This is a genomic window from Bradyrhizobium sp. USDA 3650, from assembly GCF_054057395.1.
In genome coordinates this window covers 2015225-2030043 of sequence record NZ_JBSRZG010000001.1, presented here as the reverse complement: position 1 = coordinate 2030043, position 14819 = coordinate 2015225, and the positions used below count along the sequence as shown (strand labels likewise).

11 protein-coding genes are annotated in these 14819 nt (G+C 65.0%); 7 read left to right on the top strand and 4 right to left on the bottom strand.

Features of this window, described 5'->3' with window-relative positions; genetic code table 11:
* Window positions 1-109: 109 nt before the first annotated feature.
* From ACVIN2_RS09605 to ACVIN2_RS09590, 4 genes are all read left to right on the top strand, one after another.
* On the top strand, window positions 110-1708 hold the full coding sequence (locus ACVIN2_RS09605) for a GMC family oxidoreductase (RefSeq protein ID WP_456765432.1): 1599 nt from the start codon (window positions 110-112) through the stop codon (window positions 1706-1708).
* Between the two features lie 7 nt (window positions 1709-1715).
* Window positions 1716-2165 (top strand): hypothetical protein, encoded by a 450-nt coding sequence (locus ACVIN2_RS09600; RefSeq protein WP_456765431.1) that lies wholly within the window; start codon window positions 1716-1718, stop codon window positions 2163-2165.
* A gap of 91 nt (window positions 2166-2256) precedes the next feature.
* Window positions 2257-3276, top strand: coding sequence for a S1C family serine protease (locus tag ACVIN2_RS09595; RefSeq protein ID WP_456765430.1), 1020 nt, complete (start codon window positions 2257-2259; stop codon window positions 3274-3276).
* Window positions 3277-3335: 59 nt separating this feature from the next.
* On the top strand, window positions 3336-5057 hold the full coding sequence (locus ACVIN2_RS09590) for an FAD-dependent oxidoreductase (RefSeq protein ID WP_456765429.1): 1722 nt from the start codon (window positions 3336-3338) through the stop codon (window positions 5055-5057).
* Between the two features lie 130 nt (window positions 5058-5187).
* On the opposite strand, the gene ACVIN2_RS09585 is transcribed toward ACVIN2_RS09590, so the two are convergent.
* Window positions 5188-8664 (bottom strand): indolepyruvate ferredoxin oxidoreductase family protein, encoded by a 3477-nt coding sequence (locus ACVIN2_RS09585; RefSeq protein WP_456769683.1) that lies wholly within the window; start codon window positions 8662-8664, stop codon window positions 5188-5190.
* 113 nt (window positions 8665-8777) lie between these two features.
* On the opposite strand from ACVIN2_RS09585, the gene ACVIN2_RS09580 reads away from it, so the two are divergent.
* From ACVIN2_RS09580 to ACVIN2_RS09570, 3 genes are all read left to right on the top strand, one after another.
* Complete coding sequence (locus ACVIN2_RS09580) at window positions 8778-8990, top strand: hypothetical protein (protein ID WP_456765428.1); 213 nt, start codon at window positions 8778-8780, stop codon at window positions 8988-8990.
* A 357-nt stretch (window positions 8991-9347) separates the two neighbouring features.
* On the top strand, window positions 9348-10049 hold the full coding sequence (locus tag ACVIN2_RS09575) for a cysteine hydrolase family protein (protein WP_456765427.1): 702 nt from the start codon (window positions 9348-9350) through the stop codon (window positions 10047-10049).
* 10 nt (window positions 10050-10059) lie between these two features.
* A complete protein-coding gene (locus tag ACVIN2_RS09570; RefSeq protein ID WP_456765426.1) occupies window positions 10060-11715 on the top strand; it encodes a regulator in 1656 nt (551 codons plus the stop codon).
* Here the strand turns inward: ACVIN2_RS09570 and ACVIN2_RS09565 are convergent, their stop codons facing one another.
* From ACVIN2_RS09565 to ACVIN2_RS09555, 3 genes are read right to left on the bottom strand one after another with little or no spacing between them, the layout of a single operon-like run.
* Window positions 11716-12540 carry a carbohydrate ABC transporter permease gene (locus tag ACVIN2_RS09565; protein ID WP_456765425.1) on the bottom strand — a complete coding sequence of 275 codons (825 nt, stop codon included), beginning with the start codon at window positions 12538-12540 and terminating at the stop codon, window positions 11716-11718.
* Window positions 12537-13475, bottom strand: a complete 939-nt coding sequence (locus ACVIN2_RS09560; protein ID WP_027516623.1) for a carbohydrate ABC transporter permease — start codon at window positions 13473-13475, stop codon at window positions 12537-12539. The genes ACVIN2_RS09565 and ACVIN2_RS09560 overlap by 4 nt, the downstream gene beginning before the upstream one ends.
* Complete coding sequence (locus tag ACVIN2_RS09555; protein WP_456765424.1) at window positions 13472-14794, bottom strand: ABC transporter substrate-binding protein; 1323 nt, start codon at window positions 14792-14794, stop codon at window positions 13472-13474. Before ACVIN2_RS09555 ends, ACVIN2_RS09560 begins: the two co-directional genes overlap by 4 nt.
* Between the last annotated feature and the right edge of the window lie 25 nt (window positions 14795-14819).

Here is a 14819-nt window from a genome sequence, read left to right as displayed (position 1 = left end):
TTCCGGCCTCGCGGCTTTACTCAGCCGTAGCTCTGATCCTATCGTTCGCCGGCCTTGCGGAGCGGAGGCCGAATCGCCCGGGAAGCGGCGAAGGGAGGAAAAATTTGCGATGAAAGACCCCGTGGACGTCCTGATCATCGGCGCCGGCGCTTCGGGCGCGGCGGTGGCGTGGTCGCTGGCCGAGACCAAGATGCATATTCTCTGCCTGGAGCAGGGCGGCTGGATGAACCCGGCGGAATATCCCAGCACGGGCCGGGACTGGGAGGCCAAGTTCTACGGTGAGTGGTCGTCCAGCCCCAACGTCCGCGGGCGGCCCGAGGACTATCCGATCAACGACGACGATTCGCTGATCAAGGTCGTCAACTACAATGCGGTCGGTGGCTCGACGGTGATGTACACCGCGCACTGGCCGCGGCTGCATCCCTCCGATTTCAAGGTGAGGACGCTCGACGGCGTCGCCGACGACTGGCCGATCGACTACGACGCGCTGACCCCGTTCTTCGAAGAGAACGACCGGATGATGGGCACCTCCGGCCTGTCGGGCGATCCGCTGTCACCGCTGACGCATCCGCCGATGCCGCCACAGCCGATGGGGTTGTCCGGTGCGATCATCGGCAAGACCATGAACAAGCTCGGCTGGCACTGGTGGCCGTCGGATACGACGGTCGCGACCATGGACTACGAGGGCCGAGCGCGCTGCATCAACCTCGGCCATTGCACGCCGGCCTGTGCGCAAGGCGCGAAGTCCTCGACCGACATCACCTATTGGCCGCACGCGGTCCGCGCCGGCGTCGAGCTGCGTACGCACTGTCGGGTGCGCGAGATCACCACCGACGAGAACGGCATGGCCACCGGCGTGGTCTATTACGACAAGGATGGCGTCGAGCAGTTCCAGCCGGCGCATGTCGTCATCATCGCCTGCAACGGCGTCGGCACGCCGCGGCTGCTGCTGAATTCGGCATCGAACCGCTTTCCGAACGGGCTTGCCAATTCGTCCGGCCTCGTCGGCAAGAACCTGATGTTCCATCCTTATGCGCAGATCTACGGCTATGTGAAGGAGCCGACCGATAGCAACCGCGCGCCGCCGACCTGCCTGTGGAGCAAGGAATGGTATGACACGGACCTCTCGCGCGGCTTCGTGCGCGGCTATGGCGTTCAGTTCGTGCGCGGCGCGGGGCCGGTGTTCGAGGCTGTCGTCAGCGAGCAGAAGGGGATATTGCCGTGGGGCGCCGATCATCACCGCATCTTCCGCAAGCTCAACGGCCACCGGCTCGGCTTTTCCGCGATCTGCGAGGACCTGCCGGAGGAGCATAACCAGGTCACGCTCGATCCGGTGTTGAAGGACAGCCACGGCATTCCCGCGCCGAAGATCAACTACACGATCAGCGAGAACAGCCGGAAGATGATGGAGCATGCGCTGGCGCGCGGCCGGGAGATTCTCGAGACCGCGGGGGCGAGCGACATCTGCGTCAACTCGCCGATCCCGTGGGGCGGCTGGCATCTGCTCGGCACGGCGCGCATGGGCACTGACCCCGAACGCTCCGTCGTCAACGAATGGGGCCGCTCGCACGACGTCAAGAATCTCTTCATCGTCGATGGCAGCATCTTCGTCACCTCGGGCGGGGTGAATCCGACGTCCACCATTCAGGCCCTTGCGCTCTACATCGCCGACCAGATGAAGCAGCGCCTCGCCAATTTGTTCGATTGAGGCCGACATGTCCGCAGACAATCAACTGACACGCAGCCAGCGCGACGACCTCCGCGCTATCGCCGCGATGATCGTGCCCGCCAGCGACGAGTACAAGGTGCCGGGCGCCGACGATCCCGCGATCCAGGCCGACATGCTGGCGACGCTGGGGCGTGACGCCAAATTGGTCGCGGCGGCGCTCGACCATCTGGGGCGGCTCGCGGGCCAGCCGTTGGCCGAGCTCGATGCGGCCAGGCGCGATGCGGTGGCGCAGGAGTTTCGCAGTTCCGGCGGCGCGGCTGCCGCGACGCTCGTCCGCGTGGTGCTGCAATGCTACTACCGCGACGACCGTGTGCTGCGCTCGCTCGGGCTCGAGCTACGCGCGCCGTTCCCCCTGGGTTACGTGCTGCCGGATGGCGACTGGTCGCTGCTGGACCCGGTCAAGACAAGGGCGGGCACGCTGCGACGGGCACCCTAGCCACCTGGGCAGTCCAGCCTTGCGCCCCGGGCGGGTCCCTTGCGCCTAAAGGAGCAGGCCACCATCTGTGTGAGCCTCAAGGACTCCTACCATGTTGGATTTTACTTCAGACATCGTCGATGACGCCGCGTCATCGCGGGCGACAGCGGCTGTCCGGGACAACGACCGGGCCCTGCTGGACGCCTATTCCAATGCCGTCATCGACGTGACCGACCGGGTCGGCCCAGCCGTCGTGCGCGTCGAGACCGGACCAAAGGTGCCGAACGGCCGCGAGCGCGGCGGGCTCGGCTCGGGCATCGTGATCTCGCCGGACGGACTCGTGCTCACAAATAGCCACGTGGTCGGCTCGTCGAAGGAGATCCGGCTGCGCGACGTCGAGGGCCATGTCGGCGACGCCCGGGTGCTCGGCGTCGATCCCGACACTGATCTTGCGCTGCTTCGCGCCAACGGGGTGCGGGACTTGCCCTATGCGGCGCTCGGCAACTCCAAGACCTTGCGGCGCGGCCAGCTCGTGATCGCGATCGGCAACCCGCTCGGCTTTGAATCGACCGTTACCGCCGGCGTGGTCTCGGCGCTCGGGCGCTCGATCCGCTCGGTCAGCGGCCGCACCATCGAAGACGTGATCCAGACCGATGCCGCGCTCAATCCCGGTAATTCCGGCGGGCCGCTGGTGTCGTCGAATGCCGAGGTGATCGGCATCAACACCGCCATCATCAATGGCGCGCAGGGCATATGCTTCGCGGTCGCCAGCAACACCGCGCAATTCGTGCTGTCGGAGATCATCCGCCACGGCTATGTCCGCCGCGCCTATATCGGCGTGGCCGGCCAGACCGCACCGATCCCGCGGCGGCACGCGGTGCTGGCCGGCGTCGAGAACAAGATGGGCGCGCTGCTGGCGCAGATCGAGCCGGACGGGCCGGCCGCGAAGGCGGGCCTGTTGTCCGGCGATGTCGTGATCGGCCTCGACGGCGTCGAGATCAACGGCGTCGACGATCTGATCCGTGTGCTCGATCGCGACCGGATCGGCCGGCGGCTGGCGATGGACGTGTTGCGGCTCGGCCGCCTGCGGGCGATCGACATCGACCCGGTCGAACGCAAGCCGGCCCGCTAGCGTGTGGGCGCCGAAGCGAGGTATGACGGTGTCATGCCTCGCTTCGGGAACCCCGCCGCATGATGCCGGCGCATGAGACCTACGATGTCATTGTCGTCGGCGCCGGCGCCGGTGGCATGACGGCAGCGGCGGTGGCCGCCGCCGAGGGCCTGCGCGTGCTGGTGATCGAGAAGACCGCCTTCGTCGGCGGCACCACCGCATGGTCCGACGGCATGGTCTGGATTCCCGCCAATGCCAAAATGAAAGAGGCGGGGCTCTCCGATAGCATCACGGACGCCGTGCAATATTTGTCGAGCACGGTGCCGGAGCCCGCCAATGCGGGCCTCCGCGCCGCTTTCCTCGCGCGCGGGCCGGAGGCGGTCGCCTATCTCGAAGCCAACACGCAAGTGCGGCTCCAGCCGGTGAAAGCCTGTCCGGACTATTATCCGGAGCGGCTGGGCGCGACGCCGGGCGGGCGCGTGCTCGAGCCGGTCGTCTTCGACGGCGCGCGGCTGGGCGGGCATTTCGCGCGGCTGCGCGCGCCGCTGCCGGAGTTCACGCTGTTCGGCGGCATGATGGTCAACCGCCTCGACATGCCGCATCTGCGCCGGGCCGGACAATCGCTGCGCTCGACTCTTCGCGCGGCGCGGCTGGTTTCCGAGTATGCGTGGCAGCGGCTGCGCAGCCCGCGCGGCACGACGCTGCATCTCGGCAATGCGCTCGCCGCGCGGCTGTATGCCTCGCTGCTGGACCGGCAGGTCGAGATCCTCTTCAGTGCGGACGTCGAGGATTTGTCGCTCCAGGGCGCGCGCGTCGGTGGTGTGCTCATCCGTCATGGCGCGCGCGATCGGCTGATCGCCGCGCGACGCGGCGTGGTGCTGGCGACCGGCGGCTTTTCGCACGACGCGATCTTGCGCAAACGCTTGTTCCCACCCGCGGCCGGATTTATCTCGGCGGCCCACACGTCCGCTACGGGCGACGGGCTCCGCCTTGCGACTGCAACCGGCGCAGCGCTCAATACGGATGCGACGAGCCCGGCCTATTGGGTGCCGACCTCGCTGTTCCGGCGTACTGACGGAAGCCGTGGTGTTTTCCCGCACATGGCGACCGACCGCGCCAAGCCCGGCGTGATCGCGGTCAATGCGGCCGGCCGGCGCTTCGTCAACGAGGCACTGTCGTACCACGAGTTCGTTCTCGCCATGCTGCGTGACGGCAATGGCGAACCGGACTGGCCGTTCTATCTGATCTGCGACCGCCCGTTCCTGTGGAGCTACGGCCTCGGCCGCATCCAGCCGTTCACGCGCAATATCCGGCGCTACGCGGCGAGCGGCGAGTTGGCCGAGGCCGCTGATATCGCGCAGCTCGCAGGGAAGATCGGCATCAAGCCGTCGACACTCGCGGCGACCATCGCCAACTACAATTCCGATGCGAAGGAGGGCCGTGACCCGGAATTCGGTCGCGGCAGCACCATCTACCAGCGCCATCTCGGCGATAGCAGCCACAAGCCGAACCCCTGCGTCGCGCCCATCCTCTGCGCGCCGTTCTATGCGATGCGGATCTATCCCGCCGATCTCGGCACGGCGACCGGCATGAAGGTGGATGCACAGGCGCGCGTGTTGCGCGAGGACGGCGCGCCGGTTGCGGGCCTCTACGCCTGCGGCAACGACATGGGCTCGATCATGAACGGCAATTGTCCCGGGCCGGGGATTGCACTGGGGCCGGCGCTGACGTTCGGGTACATCGCGGGAAGGCATCTGGCGGAGGGGGCGGTGACGGCGAGTGCGGCGACGGCAACTGCCTGATTGTCGTCTCCGCTATATCCCCGTCATTGCGAGCGAAGCGAAGCAATCCAGAATCGTTCCGCGGAGGCAGTCTGGATTGCTTCGTCGCAAGGGTTCCTCGCAATGACGGCGAGAGAGTTCGGGCCTACCGCTACTCCGCAGCCGCCGCAAAGCGGCTGTTCTCCAGTTCCGCTTCCAACCGCGCCTTCTCCGCCGCCGCCAGCTTGATGTTGGCTTCCTTGACATGCCCGAAGCCGCGGATCGTCTCCGGCAGCCGCGCGAGCCTCGCCAGCAGCGGGATCTGCTCCGCTTTCAGCCCGGCGATCCGCTGATCGATCATGTCGAGATAATCCGCGATCAGCTTCCGCTCGGTCCGGCGCTCCTCGGTGCGGCCGAACGGATCGAACGCGCCGCCGCGCAGGAACTTTAGTTTGGCCAGCACGCGGAAGGCGTGGATCATCCAGCCGCCGAATTCCTTCTTCTGGAGGTGTCCGGTCGTCTTGTCGCGCTGTGCGAAGATCGGCGGGGCCAGATAGAACTTCAGCTTGAAGTCGCCGTCGAATTTCTCCGAGACCTTCTTGGAGAAGCTGCCGTCGGTGTAGAGCCGCGCGACCTCGTACTCGTCCTTGTAGGACATCAGCTTGAACAGGTTTTTCGCGACAGCCTCGGTCAGCTCCATGGATGCGGGGGAGGCCGCATTCTCCGCCTTCCGCACCTTGGCGACGGCGGCGAGGTAACGGTCGGCGTAAGCCTTGTCTTGGTAGCCCGTCAAAAACTCCGCGCGCGTCGCGATGATGTCGTCGAGCGACTTCGTCGGCGCGGCGGCCCGGCTCCGGAATTGCAGCACGCTGCGCACCCGCGACATGTCGTGGGCGGCGAGGCGTCCCCAGGTGAAGGCGAGCTTGTTCATTTCGATCGCGGCGCCGTTGATCTCGATGGCGCGGAGCAGCGCGTCCAGCGATAGCGGGATCGCGCCCTTCTGGAAGGCAAAGCCGAGCATGAAGGGATTTGTCGCGATCGAATCGCCCATCAGCGCGGAGGCAATGCCTGTCGCGTCGATGATGTCGAGGTTCTTGTCGCCGACAGCGTCGCGCAGCACCGTCTGCATCGTGCCCATCTCGAAATCGAGATCGGGATTTTGCACGAAGCTTGCGGTCGGCTGCAGGTCGGCGTTGATATACGCTTTCGTGGTTCCGCGCTCGGCGCGGCTGAGCGCAGAGGGACCTGCCGAGACGATCATGTCGCAGCCGAGGATGACGTCGGCGCCGCCCGTGGTGATCCGGACCGCGGAGATGTCTTCCGGCTTCGCGGCGATGCGCACATGGCTCATCACGGCGCCGTTCTTCTGCGACAGGCCGGTGAAATCCAGCGCCGAGCAGCCGCGGCCGTCGACATGGGCGGCCATGCCGAGCAGCGCGCCGATGGTGATGACGCCGGTGCCGCCGATGCCGGTGACGAGGATGTTGTAGGGGGCGTCCAGCTCACGCGCAGGCGGCAGCGGCAGGTCGGCGAACAACTGGCCTGAGTCCACCGCCGAGGTCTTGATTCGCTTGAGCGTGCCGCCATGGACGGTGACGAAGCTCGGGCAAAAACCCTCGACGCAGGAGAAGTCCTTGTTGCAGTTCGACTGGTCGATCTGGCGCTTGCGGCCGAACTCGGTTTCCAGCGGCTGCACCGAGACGCAGTTCGAGGCCTGCGAGCAGTCGCCGCAGCCTTCGCAGACCAGCTCGTTGATGAAGGCGCGCTTGGCGGGATCTGGATAGAGCCCGCGCTTGCGGCGGCGGCGCTTTTCCGCGGCGCAGGTCTGGTCGTAGATGATGACCGTAAGGCCCTTGATGTCGCGCAGTTCGCGCTGCACGGCGTCGAGGTCGCGGCGGTGATGGATGGTCGCGCCTTGCGGGAAGTAATTGCCATCTGGATACTTACCCGGATCGTCCGACACGATCGCGAGGCGCTTGACGCCCTCGGCCCAGACCTGATGCGCGATCTGGGCGACGTTGAAGCCGCCTTCGGCCGGCTGGCCGCCGGTCATCGCGACGGCGTCGTTGTAGAGGATCTTGTAGGTGATGCTGATGCCGGCGGCCGATGCCGCGCGAAGGGCAAGCAGTCCGGAATGGGTGTAGGTGCCGTCGCCGAGGTTCTGGAAAATGTGCTGCTCGGTGGTGAAGGGCGCTTGTCCGATCCAGTTCACGCCCTCGGCGCCCATATGCGAGATCAGATCGGTGCGGCGGGTCGGCATGCTCAGGGCCATGCCGTGGCACCCGATACCGGCCATGGCGCGGCTTCCTTCGGGCACGCGCGTCGAGGTGTTGTGCGGGCAACCCGAGCAGAAGAATGGCGTGCGCGCGAGCTTGATCTGCGCGGAGGCCGGAACAGGAGTGTCGAAGGCCTCGAGCCGGGCGAGGCGCTGCTCCAGCACCGGGCTATGGTGGCCGAGCTTGCGCAGCCGCGCCACCAGCGCGGCTGCAACGAGGGTCGGCGTCAGCTCGCCCTCGCTCGGCAATAGCGGCGCGCCGCGCTCGTCGCGTTTTCCCGTCACGGTCGGACGCCTGGACGCATCGATGTTGTAGAGGATGCGCATCAGCTGGTCTTCGATGAAGCCGCGCTTCTCCTCGACGACCAGCACGTCCTGAAGTCCTTCCGCGAAGCGCTTGGCGCCGGTTTCCTCCAGCGGCCAAGTCAGTGCGACCTTGTAGATGCGCAAGCCAAGGTCCTGCGCGTCCTTGTCGGTAATGCCCAGATCGGCCAGGGCCTGCCGCAGATCGAGATAGGCCTTGCCGGTCGCGACGATGCCGAGCCGTGCCGGCCTGGAGTCGAGCACGATGCGGTCGAGCTGGTTGGCGCGGGCAAACGCCTGTACCGCCGCCATCTTCGGGCCGAACAGGCGCCTCTCCGCCTCGAGCGGCGGATCGGGCCAACGGATGTTGAGGCCGCCGGGCGGCATCTCGAAATCGTCGGGGAGCTTGATCTGGATGCGTTCGGGATCGCTATAGATCGAGGCTGAGCTTTCCACGGTTTCGCTGATTGCCTTGAAGCCGACCCAGCAGCCGGAGAAGCGCGACAGCGCAAAACCGTAGAGGCCGAGGTCGAGATAATCCTGGAGCGTCGCCGGATTGATGACGGGGATCAGCGCCGCCGCGAAGACCTGCTCGCTCTGGTGCGCCAGTGTCGAGGATTGGCAGCCGTGGTCGTCACCGGCGAGCGCGAGCACGCCGCCATTGAGCGAGGTGCCGGCGGCATTCGCGTGCTTGAGCGCATCGACCGAGCGATCAACGCCAGGGCCCTTGCCGTACCAGATACCGAACACGCCATCGACCTTGGCACCGGGAAACAGACCGACCTGCTGGCTGCCCCAGACGGCGGTCGCCGCGAGGTCCTCGTTGAGGCCGGGGACGAAGGCGATGTCGTGCTGCTGGAGATGTTCCTTCGCGCGCCACAGCGCGTGGTCGTACATGCCGAGCGGGGAGCCGCGATAGCCCGAGATGAAGCCCCCGGTGTTGAGGCCCTGAAGCCGGTCGCGTTCGCGCTGCAACATGGGCAGCCGGACCAGCGCCTGCGTGCCGGACAGGAAGATCCGCTTAGATTCGAGCCGGTATTTGTCGTCCAGCTCGACCTGCATCAGCGTCATTTCAGGAGTCCTCATCTCTTGTTCGGCTTTTATTTGACTTGGTATTCGACTTTGGGGTTTGCGCTGCGGGAGGGAGGAGCGGCTGCGCGACGCGAATTGTGACAGTCAGAGGCATGCACAGCGAAGTCAATATCGCTGGCCGCATCCGTGGCGCTCCTGCTGGTCATGGCTTGCTTGCGGAGAACACGATGCCTGCAAGCGCGTTCGATACCGAGATCACGGAGACGGCTGAGGCGCTGATCGGGCCATGGCGTCACCCGCACCAGATGCTCCACGCAGAAGTATTGCGCGGCACGGCCGAAGGTCGCTCTACATGGCGACGCTGAATGCCTCTTGCGCACCTTACGGGGAGGAGTATCGCCGGCCGTACGGAGCGGGTCGCTAACGCCACCTTCGTCGTTCCGGGGCGCGCGTACGCGGGCCCGGAATCCATTTCACCGCGTGTTCAGCCGCCCGGGTCGACGCTTACGCGTCGCCCCGGAATGACGACAGAAAGCGCTCATCCTTTGGGCAAATGCACGTCGCAAAGCCGCCGCACAGCGAATAAGCAGACCCCGGCTTTTCCAATAACATTCTGACAGCGCAGTAAATTTTCCTGCGCCGTCGGTTCAACCCCAATTGTACACAATGGCATGGCGCTTGCAGAACTCCTGCAGAGAGAGTTCTCGCGGGGGCCTTGAGTCATGTTGAACTCAACCAAGCCGACACTGGGTGTCATCATCGCCGAACCGGAGCCGGTCAAGCTCGACTGGCCGGCCACCGCGCTTCTCATCATCGACATGCAGCGCGACTTCATGGAGCCCGGCGGCTTCGGGGAGACGCTGGGCAACGACGTCAGCCAGCTCGCGCGCGCGGTGAAGCCGATCGGTGCCGTGCTGAAGGCCGCGCGGGACACCGGCATGCTGGTGATCCACACGCGCGAGGGCCATCTGCCCGATCTCTCCGACGCGCCGCCGGCGAAAATCGAGCGCGGCGCGCCATCCTTGCGCATCGGCGACCCCGGTCCGATGGGGCGCATTCTCATTCGCGGCGAGGCGGGCCACGACATCATTCCGGAGCTCTATCCGCTCGACAACGAGATCGTGATCGACAAGCCCGGCAAGGGCGCGTTCTACGCCACCGAGCTCACCGACGTGCTGGAGAAATACGGCATCGAGAATCTCCTGGTGTGCGGCGTCACCACCGAAGTGTGCGTCAACACCACCGTGCGCGAGGCCAATGATCGCGGCTATCGCTGCGTCGTCATCTCGGACGGCTGCGCGTCCTACTTTCCCGAGTTTCACGAGATGGGCCTGAAGATGATCAAGGCCCAGGGCGGCATCTTCGGCTGGGTCGCAAGCTCAGCCGCGGTACTGGAGGCGATGAAGATTTCCACATCAGCGTAGGGGCATCACGATGAGCACAGGCACGACAGGGACGGCCGGCACCTCCGAGTTCAAGCCGGCACTATGGACACCGGGCGACTGGAACGCGTTTTTCGGCTTCGGCACCAACATCCTCGTCAACATGCTGGTGCTCACGGGCCTGTTGCGCTTCGTGTTGAAGATGCCTGACAGTCTCGTGTTCGGCCGCATCCTGCCCGCGCTCGGGTTGATGATGTGCCTTTCCACCTTCTACTACGCGTTCCTTGCCTATCGGCTGGCGCAGAAGACCGGCCGCAACGACGTCTGTGCGCTGCCCTCGGGCGTCAGCGTGCCGCACATGTTCATCGTCACCTTCGTGATCATGCTGCCGATCACGATCAAGACCGGTGATCCGCTCAAGGGCTGGTCGGCTGGCCTGGTCTGGGTGTTCTTCCAGAGCTTCATCCTGATGATCGGCGGTTTCATCGCGCCGTTCATCCGAAAGATCACACCGCGCGCGGCGCTGCTCGGCACGCTCGCCGGCGTATCCGTCACCTTCATCTCGATGCGGCCGGCGCTCGAAATGTACATGACGCCGCAGATCGGCCTCGTCTGCTTCGCCATCATCCTGGTGAGCTGGTTCGGCGGCGTGAAATATTGGCGCGGCATTCCCGCCGGTCTCGTTGCGATCGCGGTGGGCATGGTCATCGCCTGGGGCTCGAACCTGTTCGGCCTCGGTCTCGGGGGGCTCAGCGTCAAGGGCGTCGGTGATGCCTTTGCCAATTTCGGTTTCTCGGTGCCGATCCCGGCGGTGGGCTACGTCTTCTCCGGTTTCGAATTCCTCGGAATCATCCTGGTCACCGCCATTCCGTTCGGCATCTATGATCTCGTCGAGGCTATGGACAATGTCGAGAGCGCGGAAGCCGCCGGCGACGAATATCCGACCACGCGCGTGCTCACCGCCGACGGAATCGTCAGCCTGATCGGCTGCCTGATGGGCAATCCCTTCATCAACGCCGTCTATATCGGGCATCCCGGCTGGAAGGCGATGGGCGGCCGGATCGGCTATTCGGCCGCGACCGGCATCATGGTGGTGGTGCTGGCCTGGTTCGGCATCATCTCGGTGCTGCTGGCGCTGGTGCCGGTCGTCGCGATCTCGCCCATCCTGCTCTATATCGGCATGCTCATTGGCGCGCAGGCGTTCCAGACCACGCCGGTCAAGCACGCGCCCGCGATCGTGCTGGCACTGACGCCGCATCTCGCGGCGTGGGCCAAGCTCCAGATCGACACCATGTTGGGCTCGACCATGAATGCGGCTGCGACGGTCGGCGGAATGGCCGCCGACAAGGCCGACGCGGTCAAGGCTGCGGCGATCGCAGCCTTGCCGCAGCAGGGCGTGTTCTATCACGGGCTCGAAGTGATGGGCGGCGGCTCCATCCTCGGCGGCCTGATCCTCGGCGCGATCGGTGTCTTCATTATCGAGCGCGATTTCGAGAAGGCCTCGGCGTTCGCCTTGGTCGGTGCAGTGCTGACCTACTTCGGCTTCATGCATGGCGAAGCCGTGGGCATCGGCGGTGGCTTCGGCGTCACGCCCGCGGTCGCGTTCGCCTATGCCGTGATGGCCGCCGGTCTGTTCGCGGCCAGCAGGCTCGGCGCGAGCGAGCCCTACATGCCGCATGCGGACATGCACGCGGCACCGGCGGAGTAGCTACCCGCCTTTGACGGCACCCGCGGTGAGCCCGGCGACGATCTGTCGCTGGGCGAACACCGTCAGCAGCAGCACCGGCAGGGTGACTATCAGCGCAGCGGCCGCGAGCGGCCCCCAGCTCAACTGGTCGAACGAGATCATGTTGTAGACGGCGACGGGCAGGGTGCGGGTCTCGCGTCCGGCCAGCACGATGCCGAAGACAAAATTGTTCCAGGAGAAGATCACGGCCAGGATGAAGGCGACCGCGATGCCGGGCTTGGCGATCGGCAGCGCGACGTGTCGGAAGACCTGCCAGCGCGTGGCGCCGTCGATGAGGGCTGCTTCTTCCAGTTCCATCGGCGTCGTCTCGAAATAGCCGATCATGATCCAGATCACGATCGGCACCGTGACCACGAGGTGGATGATGATCTGCGGCACCAGCGTGCCGAGCAGTCCCAGCCACTGGAACATGAGAAACAGCGGGATCAGATAGGACAGGCCCGGCGTGATGCGGGCGATCAGGATCACGATCGCGGATTTGTGCGCGGCCATCCGCGCAATCCCGTAGCCGGCGGGAACGCCGACCAGCAGCGCAAGCAGCGTCGCGCTCCCTGTCACGATCAGGCTGTTGATGAAATAGGTCAGGAAGCGGTTGGAAGCGAGCACGTCGGCATAGTTCTTCCAGGCGACATGTTCGGGAAAGAACACCGGCGGGTAGGCGGCGTTGTCGATCTCGAATTTGAGCGACAGCGACAGCATCCAGAGGAAGAACAGGATCGCCGGCGACACGATGACGAACACCGAGAACCACAGGCCGATCTTGCCGATGATTTGCCTTGGACTCATGTGCCGCTCGCGATCTCGGTCCACAGCATGCGCTGGCGCGCATAAAGCATCACCGCCGCAAGCAGGACGATCAGCAGGAAGAACACGACAGCGATCGCCGAGCCGTAGCCGAGGTCGTAATAGGAGAAGGCGACGCTGTAGAGATAGATATTGATCGTCTCCGACGCCGATCCCGGTCCGCCCTGGGTGATTGCGAAAATGATGTCAAAGCTCTTCACGGCATCGATCATGCGGATCATGCCGGCGATGAACAGGAACGGCATGATCAGCGGCAGGGTGATGAAGCGGAACACTTGCCAGATGCTGGCGCCATCGATCTGTGCACTTTCATAAGGCTCGGTCGGGATCGCGGCCAGGCCGCCGAGCACGATCAGCATGACCAGCGGCGTCCATTGCCAGGTCTCGACCAGCACCAGCGAGGGAATGACGGTCGCGGGATGGAATACCCAGAGCTGCGCTGGGATTCCAACCAGCGACAGCAGATAGTTCAGTACGCCGAGCTGCGGGTGGAACATCATGGTCCAGACCAGCGCGATCGCCACCGGCGTCGCCATCATCGGCATGATGAAGACGCCGCGCAGAAAGCCGCGGCCAGGAAATTTCTGATGAAACACCACGGCCGCAAACGTGCCGAGCACGAGCGGCAGCAGCACGGACAGTATGGTGTAGACCAATGTATGTCCGACGGCCTCAATGAACCGCGGATCGCTCGTCAGCCGCAGATAATTGGACAATCCAACGAAGGTGGTCGACGAGCCGACCTTCCACTCGTTCAGGCTCATCCAGATCGTGAAGACCCACGGAAAGATGATGATCGCGATCACGACGACCAGCGCCGGCACCACGAACGGCCAGTAGGACGGCGGCCGCAACTCCTTCTCCGGCGCGGCATCAGACTGTGCCGCACCCGGAGTCGATTGTGTCAACGCACTCACGCCTTCTCGCTACGCTCCAGGATCGGCCGGTACTGATCGTTGGCCTTCTTCAGCTCGGCGGCAGGATCGGCGCCGGACAAGGTCGCAGTGACCGCGGCCCCGACGATGTCGCGGAATTCGGCGACCGGAATCACGACGGGCAGGCCCAGCTTGCTGATCTTGCCGGAATCGATCACCGATTGCAGCCATTCCTTGGTCTTGACGCCCTTCTGGACCTCGGGATCGCCGAGGATCGAATTGCGGAACGGTACGCCGCCGCCGGCCTGCAGCAGACGCGCGCCTTGCGTTTTCGAGACCACCCATTGGCAGAGCAGATAGGCGGCTTCCTTGTTCTTGCTCGCAGCGGCAACGCCGATGCCGTCGCCATAGGTCGAGGAATATTGGCCCTTGGGGCCGGCGGGCACGACGGTGTAGCCGACCTTGCCGACGACGCGCGAGGCGGCCGGATCTTCCAGCGGTGGTGCCCAGCCGACGCCGTCGATCCACATCGCGGATCGGCCTTGCGTGAACGAGGCCATCGACTCCATCCAGTTGAAGCCGGCGACGCCTGGAGGTGCCGATTTCGTCAGGAGCGTCTGATACAGCTTGGTCGCGGCAATGGCTTCCGGACCGTCGGTCAGGATATTGCCCTTGGCGTCGAGGAATTCCCCGCCATAATTGAGGAAGAAGTTGCTCCACATCGCCATGTTGGCGTTGCGCAGGCCGCGCCCGACAAAGCCGTAGATGCCTTCCTTGGTGTCGGTGAGCTTCTCGGCCGCCGCAGCCATCTCGTCGAGAGTCTTGGGAACGGCGACGCCCTTCTTCGCGAACAGCTCCTTGTTGTAATAGAGGATGAAATAATCGACCGACCACGGCAGCGACAGCATCTGGCCCTTGTCGTTCCTGGCGTATTGCAGGCCCGCGGCCGAGAAGTCGCTTTCGACGAGATCGGGCGCGGTGAGCGCCGGGTCCTTCATGAAGGGCGTCAAATCGGCAAGCCAGCCGGCCTTCTCGAACTGCCGCTTCTGCACGTGATAGCTGAGATGGACGACGTCGAAGCTCGGACGGCCCGAGGTGAACTCGATCACCACCTTCTGGCGCTGCTGCTGCTCGGGAATCTGCTCCGCTTCGACCTGGATGCCGGTGAGCTCGGTGAACTCCTTGACGTATTTTTGCAGATTGTCGCCGCGAGGCCCCTTGGCGAGGATCACCTCGAGCTTGGTCCCTGCGTATTTCTTCCAGTTCACGTCGGCGCGCGCCGGCAATCCCGTCAGGCTGAGCGCGCCAGCTGCGGCAGTGCCCGTCAAGAGCGTACGACGCGAGATTTTGTGGTTGACCACTTGAGGTCCCTCCCTGTGACTCAAT

Bases quoted from the DNA above. Each gene is read 5' to 3' on its own strand.
- ACVIN2_RS09605 (WP_456765432.1), top strand. From the start codon at position 110: ATGAAAGACCCCGTGGACGTCCTGATCATCGGCGCCGGCGCTTCGGGC.
- ACVIN2_RS09600 (WP_456765431.1), top strand. From the start codon at position 1,716: ATGTCCGCAGACAATCAACTGACACGCAGCCAGCGCGACGACCTCCGC.
- ACVIN2_RS09595 (WP_456765430.1), top strand. From the start codon at position 2,257: ATGTTGGATTTTACTTCAGACATCGTCGATGACGCCGCGTCATCGCGG.
- ACVIN2_RS09590 (WP_456765429.1), top strand. From the start codon at position 3,336: ATGATGCCGGCGCATGAGACCTACGATGTCATTGTCGTCGGCGCCGGC.
- ACVIN2_RS09585 (WP_456769683.1), bottom strand. From the start codon at position 8,664: ATGACGCTGATGCAGGTCGAGCTGGACGACAAATACCGGCTCGAATCT.
- ACVIN2_RS09580 (WP_456765428.1), top strand. From the start codon at position 8,778: ATGCACAGCGAAGTCAATATCGCTGGCCGCATCCGTGGCGCTCCTGCT.
- ACVIN2_RS09575 (WP_456765427.1), top strand. From the start codon at position 9,348: ATGTTGAACTCAACCAAGCCGACACTGGGTGTCATCATCGCCGAACCG.
- ACVIN2_RS09570 (WP_456765426.1), top strand. From the start codon at position 10,060: ATGAGCACAGGCACGACAGGGACGGCCGGCACCTCCGAGTTCAAGCCG.
- ACVIN2_RS09565 (WP_456765425.1), bottom strand. From the start codon at position 12,540: ATGAGTCCAAGGCAAATCATCGGCAAGATCGGCCTGTGGTTCTCGGTG.